General features: G+C 71.0%; 19 protein-coding genes. 10 read left to right on the top strand and 9 right to left on the bottom strand.

Annotated features, from left to right (window positions below):
• Positions 1 to 10: 10 nt before the first annotated feature.
• Together ADK64_RS23120 and ADK64_RS23115 are read left to right on the top strand one after the other, a co-directional pair.
• Positions 11 to 1873 (top strand): PQQ-binding-like beta-propeller repeat protein, encoded by a 1863-nt coding sequence (locus ADK64_RS23120; RefSeq protein WP_053661764.1) that lies wholly within the window; start codon positions 11 to 13, stop codon positions 1871 to 1873.
• A gap of 205 nt (positions 1874 to 2078) precedes the next feature.
• Positions 2079 to 2762, top strand: coding sequence for a helix-turn-helix transcriptional regulator (locus tag ADK64_RS23115; RefSeq protein ID WP_053661763.1), 684 nt, complete (start codon positions 2079 to 2081; stop codon positions 2760 to 2762).
• Between the two features lie 125 nt (positions 2763 to 2887).
• On the opposite strand, the gene ADK64_RS23110 is transcribed toward ADK64_RS23115, so the two are convergent.
• Together ADK64_RS23110 and ADK64_RS23105 are read right to left on the bottom strand one after the other, a co-directional pair.
• The gene (locus ADK64_RS23110; RefSeq protein ID WP_053661762.1) at positions 2888 to 3229 is read right to left on the bottom strand and encodes a hypothetical protein; all 342 of its coding nucleotides are present in this window, start codon (positions 3227 to 3229) and stop codon (positions 2888 to 2890) included.
• A gap of 21 nt (positions 3230 to 3250) precedes the next feature.
• Positions 3251 to 4942, bottom strand: coding sequence for a sodium:solute symporter family protein (locus ADK64_RS23105; protein WP_053661761.1), 1692 nt, complete (start codon positions 4940 to 4942; stop codon positions 3251 to 3253).
• 179 nt (positions 4943 to 5121) lie between these two features.
• Between ADK64_RS23105 and galT the strand changes: the two genes are divergently transcribed.
• From galT to ADK64_RS23085, 4 genes are all read left to right on the top strand, one after another.
• Positions 5122 to 6183: a galactose-1-phosphate uridylyltransferase gene (gene galT / locus ADK64_RS23100; protein ID WP_053661760.1), complete on the top strand. Its 1062-nt coding sequence runs from the start codon at positions 5122 to 5124 to the stop codon at positions 6181 to 6183.
• Positions 6180 to 7142, top strand: coding sequence for a UDP-glucose 4-epimerase GalE (galE, locus tag ADK64_RS23095; protein WP_053661759.1), 963 nt, complete (start codon positions 6180 to 6182; stop codon positions 7140 to 7142). The genes galT and galE overlap by 4 nt, the downstream gene beginning before the upstream one ends.
• A complete protein-coding gene (gene galK / locus ADK64_RS23090; RefSeq protein WP_053661758.1) occupies positions 7142 to 8296 on the top strand; it encodes a galactokinase in 1155 nt (384 codons plus the stop codon). The genes galE and galK overlap by 1 nt, the downstream gene beginning before the upstream one ends.
• A 68-nt stretch (positions 8297 to 8364) precedes the next feature.
• On the top strand, positions 8365 to 8868 hold the full coding sequence (locus ADK64_RS23085) for a hypothetical protein (protein WP_053661757.1): 504 nt from the start codon (positions 8365 to 8367) through the stop codon (positions 8866 to 8868).
• 11 nt (positions 8869 to 8879) lie between these two features.
• Here the strand turns inward: ADK64_RS23085 and ADK64_RS23080 are convergent, their stop codons facing one another.
• Positions 8880 to 9323, bottom strand: a complete 444-nt coding sequence (locus tag ADK64_RS23080) for a GNAT family N-acetyltransferase (RefSeq protein ID WP_053661801.1) — start codon at positions 9321 to 9323, stop codon at positions 8880 to 8882.
• A gap of 319 nt (positions 9324 to 9642) precedes the next feature.
• Between ADK64_RS23080 and ADK64_RS23075 the strand changes: the two genes are divergently transcribed.
• The gene (locus tag ADK64_RS23075; protein ID WP_053661756.1) at positions 9643 to 10410 is read left to right on the top strand and encodes a LuxR C-terminal-related transcriptional regulator; all 768 of its coding nucleotides are present in this window, start codon (positions 9643 to 9645) and stop codon (positions 10408 to 10410) included.
• Here the strand turns inward: ADK64_RS23075 and tamR are convergent.
• On the bottom strand, positions 10369 to 10866 hold the full coding sequence (gene tamR / locus ADK64_RS23070) for a MarR family transcriptional regulator TamR (protein ID WP_053661755.1): 498 nt from the start codon (positions 10864 to 10866) through the stop codon (positions 10369 to 10371). The two genes, ADK64_RS23075 and tamR, sit on opposite strands and share 42 nt — an antisense overlap.
• 88 nt (positions 10867 to 10954) lie before the next feature.
• On the opposite strand from tamR, the gene ADK64_RS23065 reads away from it, so the two are divergent.
• Together ADK64_RS23065 and ADK64_RS23060 are read left to right on the top strand one after the other, a co-directional pair.
• A complete protein-coding gene (locus tag ADK64_RS23065) occupies positions 10955 to 11779 on the top strand; it encodes a trans-aconitate 2-methyltransferase (RefSeq protein ID WP_053661754.1) in 825 nt (274 codons plus the stop codon).
• Between the two features lie 2 nt (positions 11780 to 11781).
• The gene (locus ADK64_RS23060; RefSeq protein ID WP_053661753.1) at positions 11782 to 12162 is read left to right on the top strand and encodes a VOC family protein; all 381 of its coding nucleotides are present in this window, start codon (positions 11782 to 11784) and stop codon (positions 12160 to 12162) included.
• A 129-nt stretch (positions 12163 to 12291) separates the two neighbouring features.
• Here the strand turns inward: ADK64_RS23060 and ADK64_RS23055 are convergent, their stop codons facing one another.
• On the bottom strand, positions 12292 to 12969 hold the full coding sequence (locus ADK64_RS23055; RefSeq protein ID WP_030751766.1) for a TetR/AcrR family transcriptional regulator: 678 nt from the start codon (positions 12967 to 12969) through the stop codon (positions 12292 to 12294).
• Entirely contained in the window at positions 12966 to 13973 is a 1008-nt protein-coding gene (locus ADK64_RS23050) for an acyl-CoA desaturase (RefSeq protein WP_053661752.1), read from the bottom strand. Before ADK64_RS23050 ends, ADK64_RS23055 begins: the two co-directional genes overlap by 4 nt.
• 303 nt (positions 13974 to 14276) lie before the next feature.
• Here ADK64_RS23050 and ppc point away from each other — a divergent pair, with 303 nt between their 5' ends.
• On the top strand, positions 14277 to 17009 hold the full coding sequence (ppc, locus tag ADK64_RS23045; protein ID WP_053661751.1) for a phosphoenolpyruvate carboxylase: 2733 nt from the start codon (positions 14277 to 14279) through the stop codon (positions 17007 to 17009).
• Positions 17010 to 17072: 63 nt separating this feature from the next.
• Here the strand turns inward: ppc and ADK64_RS23040 are convergent, their stop codons facing one another.
• The 3 genes from ADK64_RS23040 to ADK64_RS23030 all read right to left on the bottom strand — a co-directional run bounded on the left by ADK64_RS23040 (position 17073) and on the right by ADK64_RS23030 (position 18903).
• Complete coding sequence (locus ADK64_RS23040) at positions 17073 to 17585, bottom strand: hypothetical protein (protein WP_199829696.1); 513 nt, start codon at positions 17583 to 17585, stop codon at positions 17073 to 17075.
• 52 nt (positions 17586 to 17637) lie between these two features.
• On the bottom strand, positions 17638 to 18240 hold the full coding sequence (pth, locus tag ADK64_RS23035) for an aminoacyl-tRNA hydrolase (protein WP_053661749.1): 603 nt from the start codon (positions 18238 to 18240) through the stop codon (positions 17638 to 17640).
• A gap of 69 nt (positions 18241 to 18309) precedes the next feature.
• Positions 18310 to 18903, bottom strand: coding sequence for a 50S ribosomal protein L25/general stress protein Ctc (locus tag ADK64_RS23030; protein WP_053661748.1), 594 nt, complete (start codon positions 18901 to 18903; stop codon positions 18310 to 18312).
• Between the last annotated feature and the right edge of the window lie 92 nt (positions 18904 to 18995).

Genomic DNA, 18995 nt, shown 5'->3' with positions numbered 1-18995 from the left:
TACCCGCGCCATGACCCAGCCGCCCCCTCCGCCGCCGAACCAGCCCCCGCAGCAGGGCGGTTTCGGCCCTCCGACCCCGCCCCCGAGCGCCCCTCAGGACCAGCCGACCGCCGCACCCCCGGCACCTCCAGCACCCCCGGCCCCGCAGCCGGGGTACGGCTACCCGCAGCAGCCTCCGGCCCCGCCGCAGCCCCAGCCGGGGTACGGCTACCCGCAGCAGGCCCCGGCCCCGCAGCCGCCGCAGCCCGGATACGGCTACCCCGGCGCGCAGCAGAACCCGTACGGGCAGCAGCCGGCCGCCCCCTACGGCGCCCCCGGGCCGCAGAGTCCGTACGGGCCCACGCAGCCGATGCAGGGCGCGCAGCCGGGCTACGGCTATCCGGGCCAGCCGCCGACCGTGCCGCTGCAGCCGGCGCCGGGCGGCGGCGGGCGGAACAACACGACGCTGCTCATCGTCGTCGCGGCGGTCGTCGCCATCGCGCTGATCGTCGGCGGTGGCATCTGGTACGCCGGTTCCTCCGGTGACGACGGCGAGAAGCACGACACCGCCTCCTCCAGCGGCGGTTCGGGCGGCGGGAACGACAAGGGCGGCACCGGGGGCACGTCCACCGGCGGCAAGGAGAAGGCACCCGCCGATCCGGCCTCCCACGTGCTCTTCCAGGTCCCGCTGCCCAAGGCGGACGACGTCGTCGCCACCTCCGGCTCATGGCTGACCGACAAGGTGTACGCGAAGAGCGGCATCGCCGAGGTCGTCGGCTACGACCCGGACAAGGGCACAAGGCTGTGGACGATCAAGCTGCCCGGCCCGGTCTGCGCGGCCAGTGACCACGTCGGCTCGGGGGACCGGACGGCGATCGCCTACCAGCCGAAGACGCCCGGGAAGAACTCCTTCGCGGGCTGCACCCAGATCGCCGCGATCGACCTCGACGCGGGCAAGAAGCTGTGGACGAAGTCGGTCGACTCCGGTGACACGCCGATCAGTTTCCAGAATGTGACGGTCGCTCAGCACACCGTCGCGGTCGGCAGCACCAGCGGCGGCGCCGCGTTCGACCTCGACTCCGGCAAGCTGCTGTGGCAGCCCAAGCCGGACGACACCTGCTACGACGACGGCTACGCCGGCGGCGCCAAGCTGGTCGCGGTGCGCAAGTGCGGTCAGTACGACAGCCCGGAGCTGCACATCCAGAACATCGACCCCCGGACGGGGAAGGTGATCGCCGAGTACAAGATGGACGCGGGCATCCAGTACGCCTCCGTCGTCTCCACCGACCCGCTGGTGGTGGCGGCCAACGTCGGTGACAACGCGACCACCGGCAGCGGTGTCTCGGACTACTTCTCCATCGACGACAAGACGGGCAGGCTGCTCGCCCACATCTCCGCGCCCAGCGACACCTACGGGGGCCGCTGCGACGGCATCACCCAGGTCGACGGCTGCAAGGAGATCGTCGCGGGCAACGGCAAGCTGTACGTGCCGACTGCGCAGCACGACGGTTCCAGCGACGGCAGCCAGACCAACGACATCGTCGCCTTCGACCTGAACACCGGCAAGCAGACCGGCCAGCGTGCCGCGGCCGGCGACGGCTACCAGCTGTCCCCGCTGCGCATGGACGGCGGCAACCTGATCGCCTACAAGCGGCCGCCGTACGACAAGGGCGGCGAGATCGTCAGCATCGACGGCGGCAGCTTCAAGTCGACCAAGCTGATGGAGAACCCCGCGACGTCGGACGAGCGCGCGGCGGAGACCAGCATGCTGCCGGACTCCGCGGAGTTCCTCTTCGGCGACGGCCGTCTGTTCATGTCGGCGGTGTTCGCGCACAAGCCGTACGCCGCGGGCGGCAAGGAGTATCTGGTGGTGGCGTTGGGTACGAGCGGCTGAGACTCTCGCCCGAATGGGTGACATACCGAGAAGTGCCCCGGATTTCATCGATCCGGGGCACTTCTCATCAGGAGGGGCAGCGCTACGTCGAACAAGCGTGTAGCTTCCGGGGGCATGAAGGGCGAGGTGCCGGGGGGCCCTCTGTCCTTGTGGACCGGTGGACGTCCATAGTGGGGCGTCCATGGGGGGACTGGGGGGTGGCTCTATGGGAGTACGGCTCATGGTCGTCGACGACCATCGCCTGCTCGCGGAGGCGCTGGCGTCGGCGCTCAAGCTGCGCGGGCACCGGGTGCTCGCCGCCGCGGCGCCGGCCGCGGGCGCGGCGGACCTGGTGATCGCGCGCGCACCGGAGGTGTGTCTGCTGGGCACGGCGGCACCGGCCGAACCGGGGGCCTTCGACCCGGTGGCGAAGATCAAGCGGGAGCGGCCACAGGTGGCGGTGCTGGTGCTCGGCCCGGTGCCGTCGCCGCGGGGCATCGCGGCGGCGTTCGCGGCGGGGGCGTCGGGGTACGTCCGGCACGACGAGCGGATCGAGGGCGTCGAGCGGGCCATCATGAAGGCGCGCGCGGGCGAGGCGGCGGTGGCTCCGCAGTTGCTCCAGGGCGCGTTCGGGGAACTGCTCAACCCCGCTGCCCAGCCCGATGACGAGGCACAGCGGCTGCTGGAGATGCTCACGCCGCGAGAGGTGGAGGTCCTGGTCCGGGTGGCCGACGGCGAGGACACCCGCCTGATCGCGGCCGGCATGGGCATCGCCCCGAGCACCGCGCGTACCCATGTGCAGCGCGTACTGATGAAGCTGGGCGTGGGTTCGAGACTGGAGGCGGCGGCACTGGCCGCTCGGACGGGCCTGCTGGACCGGGCGGGCCCGGTGGACTCCGGTCCCGGATAAGCGGTCCGTCAGGGCCGCGGGGCTGTGTCGACATGCGGCTCCGCCGCGGGGCGCGACCAGCCACGACGCACCCGCGGCCGGGGACGGTCCGCGCCTCTACGGCGGAACCGTCCCCCGGCCGGCGGTCACTCCTGCGGCGAATCCTCCTGAGGAAGCGGCTGAGGCGCTGTGGGCCGGAGCTTCAGCCAGGCCAGGAAGAAGATGCCCAGGAGCAGCATGCCCATGCCGGTCCAGAGGTTGATGTTGACGCCCTGGGCCTTGTCGATGGCGGCCCGGGAGTCGGTGATGCCGGTGATCGTGACGATGACGCCGTACAGCACGAACAGGCCGCCGATGATGCGGCGCAGGTCGAAGATGCGGGCCGCGGTCGCGGACTTGCTCTCCAGCTCGGTGACTTCCCGCTGGACGTCCGCCTCGCCGTAGTGGAAGCCCTCGTGCTCGCGGTCGGAGTGCTCGTTGTCGCTCATGATGTGCTCGGTCCTTCCGCGTCAGAAAGAGAACGGGATGTAGCAGGCGGCAGCCAGGACGACCGCGCCCCAGCCCAGCAGGGCCGGCTTGCGGTACCAGGCGTCGTCGCCGGCGGCGGGCGCCTCGGACATGCCGGGGGACCGGGTGCCGTAGACCAGGCCCCGCAGTTCCTCGGCCGGCTTCGGCTTGGTGAAGAACGACACCGCGACCATCACGACCGCACCCGCGACGAAGCCCGCGATCGCGGAGACGAAGTTGGCGCCCTGGTCGGTGGGGATCGAGATGATGCCCTTCTTGTAGAGCACGAAGTAGTTGACCATCGCGGTCACGGTGCCGGCGAGCAGGCCCCAGAAGCCGGACTTGGCGGACGCGCGCTTCCAGAACATGCCGACGATGAAGACGACGAACATCGGCACGTTGAAGAAGGAGAACAGCGTCTGCAGATAGCTCATGATGTTCGAGAACGAGGACGCCAGGAACGCCGTACCGACCGACGCGGCCACACCGATCGCGGTGATCAGGCGGCCGAAACGGACGTAGTACGCGTCCTCGCGGCCCCGCACCACGTACTTCGCCCAGATGTCGTTCGTGAACACCGTGTTGAACGACGACACGTTCGCCGCCATGCCCGCCATGAAGGCCGCCAGCAGACCGGTGACCGCGATGCCGAGCACGCCGTTGGGCAGCAGTTCCTGCATCAGGTACGGGATGGCGTCGTTGTACTGCAGGCCCGAGCCGGAGGTGCCGATCGTGGGCACGAGCGCGGCGGCGACCAGGCCCGGGATCATCACCAGGAAGACGATGAAGATCTTCGGGTAGGCGGCGATCAGCGGGGTCCGCTGCCCGGCGGAGAGGTTCTTCGCGGACAGGGCGCGCTGCACCTCGGCGAAGTTCGTCGTCCAGTAGCCGAAGGAGAGGACGAAGCCGAGGCCCAGGACGATGGTCAGCCAGTTCGCGCCGAGCGGGTTGGTGCTGCCGATGCCGGTACCGCCCCACGCGGTCGTGAAGTTGTGGCCGTGAGTGGCGGTGAGCTTGTCGGTCAGCCCGCCCCAGCCGCCGACCTTCTTCAGGCCGAGAATGGTGATCGGGATGAGGGCGGCCAGGATCACGAAGAACTGGAGCACCTCGTTGTAGATCGCGGAGGACAGACCGCCCAGCGTGATGTACGCCAGCACGAACGCGCCGGCCACCACGATGGCGACCCACTGCGGCCAGCCCAGCAGCGCCTCGACGACGATCGCGAGGGCGTAGAGGTTGACGCCCGCGATCAGGATGGCGGCGAACGCGAACAGGATCGAACTGAGCAGGTGGGCGGCCCGGTCGAAGCGCAGCAGCAGGAACTCGGGGACCGAGCGGACCTTGCTGCCGTAGTAGAAGGGCATCATCACCAGGCCCAGGAAGACCATGGCGGGGATGGCGCCGATCCAGTACCAGTGCACGGTGTAGGCGCCGTACTGGGCGCTGTTGGCGGCCATGCCGAGGATCTCGGTGGCCGCCAGGTTCGCCGAGATGAAGGCGAGGCCGGTGATCCAGGCGGGCAGCGAGCGTCCGGAGAGGAAGAAGTCGAGGCTGGTCTTCACCGAGCGGCGGGCGGCGAGGCCGATGCCGAGCACGACGACGAAGTAGATCGCCAGGATCGTGTAGTCCAGCCAGTTGACGGGGAGCTGTAGCCCCGCCGCCAGATACGTGGGTCCGTATGTGGGGGTTTGCATGAGCACTCGCTTCGTTGCGCGAACTGATCCACCGCGGAACCTACGCCTCCGCGTTTAGTAATTGAACACTTCTGTTGGTGTTCTTTGTTTGATTGTGATGATCCTGGGGGTGGTGGGTTGTGGTCTGTTATGTTTGATTGTGTTGAGTGATTGGGTGCGGGACGTAGAGGAGTCCGGCGTTGAAGAAGACCTCGACACGGCTGGCCGACGGTCGTGAGCTGATCTATTACGACCTTCGGGACGACACCGTGCGGGACGCCGTCGACCGCCGTCCCCTGGACCGCACGGTGACCACCTCCGAGATCCGCCGGGACGTGCTGCTCGGCGACTCGGTCGCGATCGCCTCGCACCGCCAGGGCCGCACGTACCATCCGCCGGCCGACGAGTGCCCGCTGTGCCCGACGCAGGGCGAGCGGCTCAGCGAGATCCCGGACTCGTCGTACGACGTCGTCGTCTTCGAGAACCGCTTCCCCTCCCTGGCCGGCGACTCCGGCCGCTGCGAGGTCGTCTGCTTCACCTCCGACCACGACGCCTCCTTCGCCGACCTCACCGAGGAGCACGCGCGGCTCGTGCTGGACGCGTGGACGGACCGCACCTCGGAGCTGTCGCATCTGCCCTCCGTCGAGCAGGTCTTCTGTTTCGAGAACCGGGGCGAAGAGATCGGCGTGACCCTGGGCCATCCGCACGGGCAGATCTACGCCTACCCCTTCACCACCCCGCGCACCGCGCTGATGCTCCGCTCGCTCGCCGCGCACCGGGAGGCGACCGGCGGGGAGAACCTGTTCGACGCGGTCCTGGAGCGCGAACTCGCCGGTGAGCGGGTCGTCCTTGAGGGTGAACACTGGGTCGCCTTCGTGCCGTACGCGGCGCACTGGCCCTACGAGGTCCACCTGTACCCGAAGCGTCGCGTGCCCGACCTGCTCGCGCTCGACGAGGCCGCACGCACAGAGTTCCCCCAGGTCTATCTGGAACTCTTGAGGCGCTTCGACCGGATCTTCGGCGAGGGTGAGCCTGCGACGCCGTACATCGCGGCCTGGCACCAGGCCCCGTTCGGCGTGCTGGAGGAGTTCGACGGTGTCACGCGCGACGACTTCGCGCTCCACCTCGAGCTTTTCACCATCCGCCGCACTTCCGGCAAGCTGAAGTTTCTCGCGGGTTCCGAGTCCGGCATGAGTGTGTTCATCAACGACGTGCCGCCGGAGCGCGCGGCCGAGCGACTGCGAGAGGTAGCGAGTTCATGAAGTACCTGGTGACGGGTGGGGCGGGTTACGTCGGCAGCGTGGTGGCCCAGCACCTGCTGGAGGCCGGCCACGAGGTCACGGTCCTCGACAACCTCTCCACGGGCTTTCGGGCGGGCGTGCCCGCGGGCGCGGCGTTCATCGAGGGCGACATCCGCGACGCCGCCAAGTGGCTCGACCCCTCCTACGACGGCGTGCTGCACTTCGCCGCGTCCTCGCAGGTCGGCGAGTCGGTGGTGAAGCCGGAGAAGTACTGGGACAACAACGTCGCCGGTTCCCTGGCCCTGCTCGGCGCGATGCGCGACGCACATGTCCGCAAGCTCGTCTTCTCCTCCACGGCGGCGACGTACGGCGAGCCGCAGCAGGTCCCGATCGTCGAGAGCGCCCCGACGCAGCCGACCAACCCCTACGGCGCCACCAAGCTGGCCGTCGACCACATGATCACGAGCGAGGCGAACGCCCACGGTCTGGCGGCGGTCAGCCTCCGCTACTTCAACGTGGCCGGGGCCTACGGCACGTACGGCGAGCGCCACGACCCCGAGTCGCACCTCATCCCGCTGGTCCTCCAGGTCGCGCAGGGCCGCCGCGACGCGATCTCGGTGTACGGCGACGACTACGCGACCCCCGACGGCACCTGCGTGCGCGACTACATCCACGTGGCGGATCTCGCGCAGGCGCATCTGCTGGCCCTGAAGGCCGCGGCCGCGGGCGAGCACCTGATCTGCAACCTCGGCAACGGCGAGGGTTTCTCCGTCCGCGAGGTCATCGAGACGGTCCGCCAGGTCACCGGCCACCCGATCCCCGAGATCGTGGCCCCGCGCCGCGGCGGCGACCCGGCCGTCCTGGTCGCCTCGGCGGAGGCGGCCCGCGAGAAACTGGGCTGGAACCCGTCCCGCGCGGACCTCGCGGGGATCGTCGCGGACGCCTGGGAGTTCGCACAGCACATCGCGAAGGAGCACTAGTGGGGGCACAGCAGGTCGCGGAGCGCTTCGCCGAGCTGTACGGCGGCGAGCCGGAGGGGGTGTGGGCGGCGCCGGGCCGGGTCAACCTGATCGGCGAGCACACCGACTACAACGACGGCTTCGTCATGCCGTTCGCGCTGCCGCACCGGACCATCGCGGCGCTCTCCCGCCGCACCGACGGCGTCCTGCGCCTGCACTCGGCGGACATCGAGGGCGGCGTGGCTCAGCTGCGGCTGGACGCCCTGGCCCCGCAGAGCGACGACGACTGGACCGCGTACCCGGCGGGCGTGGTCTGGGCCCTGCGCGAGGCCGGCCACGAGATCACCGGCGCGGACGTCCATCTGTCCTCGACGGTCCCGACCGGCGCGGGCCTGTCGTCGTCGGCGGCCCTGGAGGTCGTGATCGCCCTGGCCCTGAACGACCTGTACGAACTCGGCCTCCAGCGCTGGCAGCTGGCCCGCCTGTGCCAGCGCGCCGAGAACGTCTACGTCGGCGCGCCGACCGGCATCATGGACCAGACGGCGTCCGCGTGCTGCGCGCAGGGCCACGCGCTCTTCCTCGACACCCGCGACCTGTCCCAGCAGCAGATCCCCTTCGACCTCGCGGCCGAGGGACTGCGCCTGCTGGTCGTGGACACCCAGGTCAAGCACGCGCACAGCGGCGGCGAGTACGGCAAGCGCCGGGCCGGCTGCGAGAAGGGCGCGGCCCTGCTCGGCGTCGACGCCCTGCGCGACGTCGCCTTCGCCGACCTCGACGCGGCGCTGGAGCGGCTGGGCGACGAGGAGGAGGTACGGCGTCTGGTCCGGCACATCGTGACGGAGAACCACCGGGTCGAGCGCGTCGTGGCCCTCCTCAGGGCCGGCGACACCCGCGCCATCGGCCCGGTCCTCACCGAGGGCCACGCCTCCCTGCGCGACGACTTCCGCATCTCCTGCCCGGAGCTGGACCTGGTCGTCGACACGGCCCTCGCCGCCGGTGCGCTGGGCGCCCGGATGACCGGCGGCGGCTTCGGCGGCTCGGCGATCGTCCTCACGGAGGCCACCGAGGTGGACACCCTGACGAAGGCGGTCGAAGCAGCCTTCGCGGCGGCGGACTTCACGGCCCCGCGGGTCTTCGAGGCCGTGCCGTCGGCGGGGGCTCGGCGACTGGTCTGAGTCCGTGCCAACCTGGTCGGCCCGCACACCGGTGCGGGCCGACGGTCTTTCGGAGGAGGCGCGGGCGGATGGACGCCGACGCGATACGGTCCCGCTTCGACGGACGAGGGCAGGTCGCACTCCGGCTGGACGCGGGGAGCAGAGCCCTGGCCGGGCAGATCGCGCACGCGCTCGGGTACGAGCCGACCTCCGTGGAGCATCACGGAGGCGCCACGGTCGAGGCCTTCGGCGTCCGGTCCCGACGCGGCGTCCGCTACGTCCTGCACTTCCGGCGCGACGACGACCCCCGGGCCCGCCGCCGCGCCGAGCTGACCGTCGAGCGGCTGCGGGCGGGCGGACCGCTGCTGCCGGACGGCGCGCTGGAACCCCCCGCGCCACCGCCCCCCGCTCCCGCACCACCCCTCGTACCCCGGCCGCCGCGGCCCCGCCCCCGGCGCTCGCCGGAACCCCAGCCGCCGCCACCCGCGCCGACGGGCCCGCCCGGCCCCCGGATCCCGCCGCGTCCGGCGTATCCGCCAGCACCTCCGCCGCCGGGCCGGCCGGGTGCCGGGAGCCCGCCGGCGTCGCGGTGAGCCCGGGCAGGTCACTGCAGCAGCTTCGTCAGCGTGTACTCCGTGATCCCCGGCGGATAGTCGGGGATCACGCACACCACCTCGTAGCCCTGCTTCTCGTAGAAGCGCGGGGCCTGGAAGTCCCAGGTCTCCAGGCGGGCCGAGGTGCAGGCGCGGGCGGTGGCGGCGATGTGCTCCGCCTTCGCCAGCAGGTGCGAGCCCAGCCCCGTGCCGCGGTGGGTGGTGTCGACCCACAGGTAGGTGATGTGCAGCCAGGTCGCCCAGGTGTGGCCGACGAGGCCGCCCGCCAGGCCGCCGTACTCGTCCAGGGCCCAGACGTGCAGGGGGACTTCACGTTCGCCGGGTGTGCCGCGCAGGGCCGCCAGCACCGGGGACGCCGCCGTGTTGGTGTCGCGGAGGCGTGAGCGGAGCAGATCGCGTCGAGCCTTGTCGACTTTCGCCTCAATACGAAACATGCGGCACACGATAAACGCGCCCGACGGCCAGTTCTGTAAATCTCCTTCCGCTGCGTGCTCGCATCCGTACTCTGAGGAGCAGCATCGGTGGGGGCCGGTGCTGATCAGGGGGCGAGGCATGCGGGTACGGCGCCCGCGGTGGGGGTAGCAGTTCTCCGCGACGGCGGCGGCCGCGCGGCGCGCGCTCTTTCCGTGGCTGTCGTACCCGTGCGGTTCGTCGTTCTCCGGGTTTTCCCGGTCTTCCGGGCCGGCCGACGGCCGGGCCTTTCCAAACCTTGGGTATCCCCTGCTCCACGCGGAGCCTGGGGAAGGGGGTTACGTGGTTCGTATCCGAGTCCTGGTCGTGGACGACCACCGCATCTTCGCCGAGTCGCTCGCCGCCGCCCTGGCCGCAGAGCCGGACGTCGACGTCTCGGCCGCGGGCAGCGGCCCCGCCGCGCTGCGCTGCCTGGAGCGCGCTGCCGGGGAGGGCCGCCGCTACGACGTCCTGCTGGTCGACGCCGACCTGGGCGGCACCGTGCCGGGCAGCCGGCCCGCCGTGCCGGTGCAGGAGGGCAACGCGGAGGGACTGGTCGACGGGATCTCGCTCGTCACCGGCGTGCGGGCCGCACAGCCCGCCGTGCGGATCGTCGTGCTCGCCGAGCGGGACGATCCCCGTCGGGCGGCGCTCGCGCTGCAGGCCGGCGCCTCGGGCTGGGTCGCCAAGGACTGCTCGCTGTCCCGGCTGCTGACGGTGATCCGGGGAGTGCTGCGCGACGAGACGCATCTGCCGCCCGCGCTGCTCACCGGCGTCCTGAAGGAGCTGACGGCCGCGCGTCGGCACCGTACCGAGAGCGAGCGGCTGGTGGAGTCCCTCACGCCCAGGGAGCGGGAGGTGCTGCGCTGCATGGTCGCAGGCCTCGGCCGCAAGGCCGTCGCCGAGCGGCTGTTCCTCTCCCCGCACACCGTGCGCACCCATATGCAGAACGTCCTCGGCAAGCTGGGCGTCCACTCCACGCTGGCCGCCGTGGCGCTCGCCCGGCGCGCGGGCGTGGGACCGGCCGACCTAGCCGGGGATGTTGTCGAACGGGGCGGTCAACTGGCGTAGCAGCCCGGCGAGTTCCGCACGCTGGGCGCGGGACAGCTCGGCGAGGATCGCCCGCTCCTGCTCCAGCAGACCCGCGAGCGCCTGGTCGGCGCGGTCCCGGCCGGTGTCGGTCAGGCGCACCAGCACACCCCTGCGGTCGCTCGGATCGGGCAGCCGCTCCACCAGGCCCTTCTTGGCCAGCCGGTCGATCCGGTTGGTCATCGTGCCCGACGTGACCAGCGTCTGCGTCAGCAACTGGCCGGGGGAGAGCTGATACGGCGTGCCCGCGCGCCGGAGTGCGGTCAGGACGTCGAACTCCCAGGGCTCCAGCTGGTGCTCGGAAAAGGCGAGCCGGCGTGCGCGGTCCAGGTGCCGGGCCAGCCTGCTCACCCGGCTGAGCACTTCCAGTGGCTCCACGTCGAGGTCCGGGCGCTCCCGGCGCCACGCTGCGACCAGCCGATCGACCTCGTCCTCCATGGAGATCAGTGTAGTGGTTGTGTCGACATGAAGTCTCTTGATATCGAGTCTCTTGACATCAAGATATACGCAAGGGGAGAGTGGAGGCATGACGAACTCCACGACCAACCCCGTCTGGGATCCCGAGCAGTACCTGCGGCACGCCGGTCACCGGGCCCGTCCCTTCGCCGACCTCCTCGCCCGCGTCCCCGCCCTCCCCGCGGCGGCGCCGCGCATCGCCGACCTCGGCTGTGGGCCCGGCAACGTCACCGTCCTGCTCACCGCACGCTGGCCGGGCGCGCACGTCACCGGGTACGACAACTCGCCGGAGATGCTCGACGCGGCCCGCACCGGCCACGAGGGCCCCACGGCCGGGGGTGGCCGGCTGGACTTCGCCCATGCCGACGTGCGCACCTGGACGCCCGGGGAGCCGTACGACCTGATCGTCTCCAACGCGACCCTGCAGTGGGTGCCGGGCCACGCCGACCGGTTCGCCGACCTCGTCGCGGGCCTGCGCCCCGGCGGCACCTTCGCCTTCCAGGTGCCCGACAACGTCGACGCCCCGCTGCACGCCCTGATGCGCGACCTCGCCGGCACGCCCCGCTGGAAGGCCCGCCTCGCCGACGTCCTGCGCCGCACCGACTCCGTACACGCCCCCGGCGTCTATCTGGACCGCCTCGCCCGCCTCGGCTGCGCGGCCGACGTCTGGCAGACGACGTACTTCCACGTCCTTCGGGGCGAGGACCCGGTCCTGGACTGGGTGAAGGGCACCGGCCTGCGGCCCGCCCTGACCGTGCTCGCCGACGATCCCGAGGCGCGGGACGCGTTCGTCGCCGAGTACCGGGACCTGCTGCGGGCGGCCTACCCGAGCGCGCCGTACGGCACGGTCCTGCCGTTCCGCCGGCTGTTCGCCGTCGCCGTGAAGGAGGCCTGAGGATGCTGGTCGCGGTCGATCATGTGCAACTGGCGGCCCCGCCCGGATCGGAGGACGCGCTGCGGGCGTACTACGCCGACGTCCTCGGCATGGCGGAGGTCCCCAAGCCGCCGGCCCTGGCAGCGCGCGGCGGCTGCTGGTTCGCGGCGGGGCCCGTCCAGCTCCACCTCGGCATCGAGAATCACTTCCGGCCGGCGAAGAAGGCGCATCCCGGGCTGCGGGTCCAGCGGATCGAGGCGTACGCGGCCCGGCTCGCCTCCCTCGGCGCCCCGGTGACCTGGGACGACGACCTCCCGGGCCATCTGCGCTTCTACTCGGAGGATCCGGTGGGCAACCGGCTGGAGTTCCTGGAGCCGGTCAGGCCGTCCGGCCGGGGTGAGTGACGAGGACGCGGATCACGTGCGTGCGGTTCGAAGCAGATCCCGTGGGGCACGGCCTTTCGAGCCCCGGTCGCCTGCGGCGAGCCGAGGAGCGCGGCCGCAAGACCTGGTCGGTGAGGGCGATGGTCTCGCTCAGCTCTTCCGGTGCCCTATCAACCGCGGCTTCTGCTCCAGACCGTCCAGCCCGTGCCACGCCAGGTTCACCAGATGCGCCGCGACCTCCGCCTTCTTCGGGCGGCGTACGTCCAGCCACCACTGGCCGGTCAGGGCGACCATGCCGACCAGCGCCTGCGCGTACAGCGGGGCGAGCTTCGGGTCGAAGCCGCGGGACTTGAACTCGCGGCCCAGGATGTCCTCCACCTGCGTGGCGATGTCCGAGATCAGCGAGGCGAAGGAGCCCGTGGACTGGGGGATGGGGGAGTCGCGGACCAGGATGCGGAAACCGTCCGTGTACTCCTCGATGTAGTCGAGCAGGGCGAACGCCGCCTGCTCGCACAGTTCGCGGGGGTGCCCGGCGGTCAGCGAGCCGGTCACCATGTCCAGCAGGCGCCGCATCTCGCGGTCGACCACCACCGCGTACAGCCCCTCCTTGCCGCCGAAGTGCTCGTACACCACCGGCTTGGACACCCCGGCCTTCGCCGCGATCTCCTCCACCGACGTGCCCTCGAAGCCCTTCGCCGCGAACAGGGTGCGACCGATCTCCAGCAGCTGCTGGCGGCGCTCGGCGCCGGTCATACGGGTCCGGCGGGTCCGCCGCTGCTTGTCGTTGCCGGAGGTGCTGCTGGAGTCGGTCGCCACGGCGTCAATCATGCCGCCTCGGCGCCTGCCTTCCGGCTCCGGGAGCCGTCATCAGCGGAGATACGGCGCGAATCGATACGGGAGCGTGACGGCCAGCGCACGTCGTACGCCCAGCCGAGCAGCTCGAAGATCCGGATGAAACGGGCCGAGGAGTCGATTTGGCCGCGCATCACCCCGTGCCGCGCCGAGGTCTGGTCGGCGTGGTGCAGGTTGTGCCAGGACTCACCGCAGGACAGGACCGCCAGCCACCACACGTTGCCCGAACGGTCGCGCGACTTGAACGGCCGCTTGCCCACCGCGTGACAGATCGAGTTGATCGACCACGTCACATGGTGCAGCAACGCGACCCGGACGAGTGAACCCCAGAAGAAACCGGTGAACGCGCCCCACCAGGACATCGTCGCCAGCCCGCCGATCAGCGGCGGCAGCGCCAGGGACACCGCCGTCCACATCACGAACTGGCGCGAGATCGCCCGGATGGCCGGGTCCTTGACCAGGTCCGGCGCGTACTTTTCCTGCGAGGTCTGCTCTTCGTCGAACATCCAGGCGATATGGGCCCACCACAGGCCCTTCATCAGCGCCGGGACCGTCTCCCCGAACCGCCACGGCGAATGCGGGTCGCCCTCGGCGTCCGAGAACTTGTGGTGCCTGCGGTGATCGGCCACCCAGCGCACCAGGGGGCCCTCGACGGCCAGCGACCCCATGATCGCCAGCGCGATCCTGAGCGGCCGCTTGGCCTTGAACGAACCATGGGTGAAGTACCGGTGGAAACCGATCGTGATGCCGTGGCACCCCAGGAAGTAGAAGAAGACCAGCAGGCCCAGATCGAGCCAGCTCACCCCCCAGCCCCAGGCCAGCGGCACGGCCGCCACCAGTGCCAGGAACGGCACGACGATGAACAGGAGCAGCGTGATCTGCTCGATCGAACGCTTCTGCTCGCCGCCCAGCGTGGCGGGGGAGGTGGAGGTGTCGGTGGCCTTGCGGGCTTCGTCGATCACATCGGAACTCGAGGTCATGCGCGTCCCCTGTGGGGTCGAGGGTCGGGGCAGATCGCCGGGCCGCCGGGACCGGGCGGAAGTCGACGGTACTTCCCTACGGTTCCGTAACCTACGGCGTCGTAAGTATGGCAGCGTGTCGCGCGGCGGCAAGAGCCCGGGAGTCTGCGCGTCCGCATGGACACCTATCCTTGAACTCGGTCGGACAGCGCGGTCCGCTGAAGTTTCCTTCCCGGACGCTCCGGCCCGTATGCGGCGCCCGCCGCGTGGCAGGCGGACGGGTTCCCTCCCAGACGAGCTTCAACACTGCAAGGAGCCGCACCTGTGAGCAGTGCCGACGACCAGACCACCACGACCGGCAGCGAGCTGCGCGCCGACATCCGCCGCCTGGGTGATCTCCTGGGCGAGACCCTCGTACGGCAGGAAGGCGCCGAGCTCCTCGAACTGGTCGAGAAGGTCCGCCGACTCACCCGCGAGGACGGCGAGGCCGCCGCCGAGCTGCTGCGGGGCACCGAACTGCAGACCGCGGCCAAGCTGGTCCGCGCCTTCTCCACCTACTTCCACCTCGCCAACGTCACCGAGCAGGTGCACCGCGGCCGCGAGCTGCGCGCCCGGCGCGCCGCCGAGGGCGGCCTCCTCGCCCGCACCGCCGACCGGCTCAAGGACGCCGACCCCGAGCATCTGCGGCAGACCGTCCAGAACCTCAATGTCCGCCCGGTCTTCACCGCCCACCCCACCGAGGCCGCCCGCCGGTCCGTCCTCAACAAGCTCCGGCGCATCGCCGCGCTCCTGGACACCCCCGTCCTCGACTCCGACCGCCGCCGCCACGACGTCCGCCTCGCCGAGAACATCGACCTGGTGTGGCAGACGGACGAGCTGCGCGTCGTACGGCCCGAGCCCGCCGACGAGGCCCGCAACGCCATCTACTACCTCGACGAGCTGCACTCCGACGCGGTGGGTGACGTCCTGGAGGACCTGACGGCCGAGCTGGAGCGGGTGGGCGTGAAGCTGCCCGACGACACCCGCCCCCTCACCTTCGGCACCTGGATCGGCGGCGACCGCGACGGCAACCCCAACGTCACCCCCCAGGTCACCTGGGACGTCCTCATCCTCCAGCACGAGCACGGCATCAACGACGCCCTGGAGATGGTCGACGAACTGCGCGGCCTGCTCTCCAACTCCATCCGTTACACCGGCGCCACCGACGAGCTCCTCGCCTCCCTCGACGCCGACCTGGCGCGGCTGCCCGAGATCAGCCCCCGCTACAAGCGCCTCAACGCCGAGGAGCCCTACCGGCTCAAGGCCACCTGCGTCCGGCAGAAGCTGGAGAACACCAAGCACCGCCTCGCCACGGGCACCCCGCACGAGGACGGCCGCGACTACCTCGGCACCAGCGAGCTGCTGAGCGACCTGCGCCTCATCCAGACCTCGCTGCGCGAGCACCGGGGCGGCCTCCTCGCCGACGGCCGGCTCGGCCGCGTCATCCGCACCCTGGCCGCCTTCGGCCTCCAGCTCGCCACCATGGACGTCCGTGAACACGCCGACGCCCACCACCACGCCCTCGGCCAGCTCTTCGACCGCCTCGGCGAGGAGTCCTGGCGCTACGCCGACATGCCCCGCGAGTACCGCGCCAAGCTCCTCGCCAAGGAACTCAGGTCGCGCAGGCCGCTGGCCCCCACCCCCGCGCCCGTCGACGTGGCCGGCGCCAAGACCCTCGGCGTCTTCGAGACCGTCAAGAAGGCCCTGGAGATCTTCGGCCCCGAGGTCATCGAGTCCTACATCATCTCCATGTGCCAGGGCGCCGACGACGTCTTCGCCGCCGCCGTCCTCGCCCGCGAGGCCGGATTGATCGACCTGCACGCCGGCTGGGCCAAGATCGGCATCGTGCCGCTGCTGGAGACCACCGACGAGCTGCGCGCCGCCGACACCATCCTCGAGGACATGCTCTCCGACCCGTCCTACCGGCGCCTGGTCGCGCTGCGCGGCGACGTCCAGGAGGTCATGCTCGGCTACTCCGACTCCTCCAAGTTCGGCGGCATCACGACCAGCCAGTGGGAGATCCACCGCGCCCAGCGCCGACTGCGTGACGTGGCGCACCGGTACGGGGTGCGGCTGCGGCTCTTCCACGGCCGCGGCGGCACCGTCGGCCGCGGCGGCGGCCCCTCCCACGACGCGATCCTCGCCCAGCCCTGGGGCACCCTGGAGGGCGAGATCAAGGTCACCGAGCAGGGCGAGGTCATCTCCGACAAGTACCTCATCCCCTCCCTCGCCCGGGAGAACCTGGAACTGACGGTCGCGGCCACCCTCCAGGCCTCCGCCCTGCACACGGCCCCCCGCCAGTCCGACGAGGCACTCGCCCGCTGGGACGCCGCCATGGACGTCGTCTCGGACGCCGCCCACGCCGCCTACCGGAAGCTGGTCGAGGACCCCGACCTGCCGGCGTACTTCTTCGCCTCCACCCCGGTCGACCAGCTCGCCGACCTCCACCTCGGCTCCCGGCCCTCCCGCCGTCCCGACTCCGGCGCCGGCCTGGACGGCCTGCGCGCCATCCCGTGGGTGTTCGGCTGGACCCAGTCCCGGCAGATCGTCCCCGGCTGGTACGGCGTCGGCTCCGGCCTCAAGGCCCTGCGCGAGGCCGGCCTCGACACCGTGCTCGACGAGATGCACGAGCAGTGGCACTTCTTCCGCAACTTCGTCTCCAACGTCGAGATGACCCTCGCGAAGACCGACCTGCGCATCGCCCAGCACTACGTCGACACCCTCGTCCCCGACGAGCTGAAGCACGTCTTCGACGCCATCAGGGCCGAGCACGAGCTGACCGTCCGCGAACTCCTGCGGATCACCGGTGAGACCGAACTCCTCGACGCCGAGCCCGCGTTGAGGCAGACCTTCACCATCCGCGACGCCTACCTGGACCCGATCTCCTACCTCCAGGTCACCCTGCTCAAGCGTCAGCGCGACGCGGCGGCGGCCGGCGCCGAGGCCGACCCGCTGCTCGCCCGTGCGCTGCTGCTGACCGTCAACGGCGTGGCGGCGGGCCTGCGCAACACCGGCTGACCAGCCCGGACAGACGGTGCCCCCGGGGTCGTACGACCCCGGGGGCACCGTCATGCCGGCACGTCACTGCACGGCCGCGAACGCCGCCGTCAGCAGACCCACGCCGGACAGCCCCAGCACCCACGCCACCCGGGTCAGCCGCATCCCGCCCGCGACCACGACCGCGGCCAGCAGCAGCGCCCCGCCGAGCGGCAGCCAGGCGTACAGGATCCCGGCCGGCCCCGACCGCACCGCGTCCGCCGTACCCGGCTTCAGGACGACGTCGTACGTCTGCCCCTTGCGCACCGCGACCGACTCCGCCAGCTCCACGCGCGCACGTGCCCGCGCCCCCGCCGACGTCGGCGTGAACGGCCCGGCGCAGATGTCACCCGTGCAGGACGTCACCCTGACCGTGCCCTGTTCGCGCCCCTTGTCCAGCATCACGTGCTGCGCGGTCCCCCAGGAACCCCACACCCCCGCGAAGAGGATCAGCGCGGCGAGGGCGCCCATCGTCGCTACCCGCCCGAACCGCAGAGCGGTCACGGACGCCTGACGGGCACGTGCGGTGCTGGCTGTGGCAGGCATGGCCGGGATCATTGGCCATACCCGCACAGCGGGTCAACTCGCGTGTCCGCCCTAGAAGTACATGTCAGGAGTTGTACGCGCTCTGCGCCCGCTCCAGACCCTCCGCCAGCAGACACTCCACCGAGTCCGCCGCACGGTCCACGAAGTAGTCCAGCTCCTTGCGCTCCGCCGACGAGAAGTCCTTCAGCACGAAGTCCGCCACCTGCATCCGTCCCGGCGGTCGCCCGATCCCGAACCGCACCCGGTGATAGTCCGGACCCATCGCCTTCGACATCGACTTCAGACCGTTGTGCCCGTTGTCACCGCCGCCCAGCTTCAGCCGCAGCACGCCGTAGTCGATGTCCAGCTCGTCGTGCACGGCCACGACATTCGCCAGCGGCACCTTGTAGAAGTCCTTCAGCGCGTTCACCGGACCGCCGGACAGGTTCATGTACGACGTCGGCTTCGCCAGCACCACCCGGCGGCTCGCCGGACCGGCCGGACCGATCCGCCCCTCCAGCACCTGCGCCTGCGCCTTGCCCGCCCGCTTGAACTTCCCCCCGATCCGCTCCGCGAGCAGATCCACCACCATGAACCCGACGTTGTGCCGGTTCATGGCGTACTCCGGCCCGGGATTGCCGAGCCCGACGACGAGCCAGGCGTCGCTGGCAGGGGTGGTCACGTCCATCTCTCCTCACACGTGCAACAGCCGCTGCTCCCTCCAGGGAAGCAGCGGCTGGAGCGTACAGCCAGAGGCTCAGGCCTCGGCAACCTCTTCGCCCTCGGCGGTCTCGCCCTCGGTCTCCTCGGCCTGCGCGGCCAGGACCTGCAGCACGACAGCGTCCTCCTCGACGGCCAGGGTCACGCCGGCCGGCAGGGTGATGTCCTTGGCGAGGACGGAGGCACCGGCCTCCAGGCCCTGGACGGAGACGGTGACGGCCTCGGGGATGTGCGTGGCCTCGGCCTCGACCGGCAGCGCGTTCAGGACGTGCTCCAGCAGGTTGCCGCCGGCGGCCAGCTCGCCCTCGGTGTGCACCGGGATCTCGACCGTGACCTTCTCGCCACGCTTGACCAGCAGCAGGTCGACGTGCTCCAGGTGACCCTTCAGCGGGTCGCGCTGCACGGACTTCGGGATCGCCAGCTCGTTGGCCTTGCCGTCGATGTCCAGGGAGATCAGGACGTTCGGCGTGCGCAGCGCCAGCAGCAGCTCGTGGCCCGGCAGGGTCAGGTGCAGCGGCTCGGTGCCGTGGCCGTACAGGACACCCGGGACCTTGTTGTCACGGCGGACGCGACGGGCGGCACCCTTGCCGAACTCGGTGCGGGTCTCGGCGGTGAGCTTCACCTCGGACATGCTGATCACTCCTCGTAGAGGTAGATACGGACGGGGTCACCCGGCCACGAACGGCCTGCTACGAAGAGCGCGTCGATAACGGACAGCCGTGA

The organism is Streptomyces sp. MMG1121 (assembly GCF_001280015.1).
Lineage (GTDB): Bacteria > Actinomycetota > Actinomycetes > Streptomycetales > Streptomycetaceae > Streptomyces.
The sequence above is the reverse complement of the archived record's forward strand: the minus strand, read 5'-3'. Positions and strand labels throughout refer to the sequence as shown.

Coding starts and splice junctions, on each gene's coding strand:
- ADK64_RS23055 (WP_030751766.1), bottom strand. CDS start 12,969: ATGATTGACGCCGTGGCGACCGACTCCAGCAGCACCTCCGGCAACGAC.
- ADK64_RS23105 (WP_053661761.1), bottom strand. CDS start 4,942: ATGCAAACCCCCACATACGGACCCACGTATCTGGCGGCGGGGCTACAG.
- galE (WP_053661759.1), top strand. CDS start 6,180: ATGAAGTACCTGGTGACGGGTGGGGCGGGTTACGTCGGCAGCGTGGTG.
- ADK64_RS23060 (WP_053661753.1), top strand. CDS start 11,782: ATGCTGGTCGCGGTCGATCATGTGCAACTGGCGGCCCCGCCCGGATCG.
- ADK64_RS23030 (WP_053661748.1), bottom strand. CDS start 18,903: ATGTCCGAGGTGAAGCTCACCGCCGAGACCCGCACCGAGTTCGGCAAG.
- ADK64_RS23065 (WP_053661754.1), top strand. CDS start 10,955: ATGACGAACTCCACGACCAACCCCGTCTGGGATCCCGAGCAGTACCTG.
- pth (WP_053661749.1), bottom strand. CDS start 18,240: ATGGACGTGACCACCCCTGCCAGCGACGCCTGGCTCGTCGTCGGGCTC.
- tamR (WP_053661755.1), bottom strand. CDS start 10,866: ATGGAGGACGAGGTCGATCGGCTGGTCGCAGCGTGGCGCCGGGAGCGC.
- ADK64_RS23115 (WP_053661763.1), top strand. CDS start 2,079: ATGGGAGTACGGCTCATGGTCGTCGACGACCATCGCCTGCTCGCGGAG.
- ADK64_RS23085 (WP_053661757.1), top strand. CDS start 8,365: ATGGACGCCGACGCGATACGGTCCCGCTTCGACGGACGAGGGCAGGTC.
- ADK64_RS23110 (WP_053661762.1), bottom strand. CDS start 3,229: ATGAGCGACAACGAGCACTCCGACCGCGAGCACGAGGGCTTCCACTAC.
- ADK64_RS23080 (WP_053661801.1), bottom strand. CDS start 9,323: ATGTTTCGTATTGAGGCGAAAGTCGACAAGGCTCGACGCGATCTGCTC.
- ADK64_RS23040 (WP_199829696.1), bottom strand. CDS start 17,585: ATGATCCCGGCCATGCCTGCCACAGCCAGCACCGCACGTGCCCGTCAG.
- ADK64_RS23050 (WP_053661752.1), bottom strand. CDS start 13,973: ATGACCTCGAGTTCCGATGTGATCGACGAAGCCCGCAAGGCCACCGAC.
- ADK64_RS23120 (WP_053661764.1), top strand. CDS start 11: ATGACCCAGCCGCCCCCTCCGCCGCCGAACCAGCCCCCGCAGCAGGGC.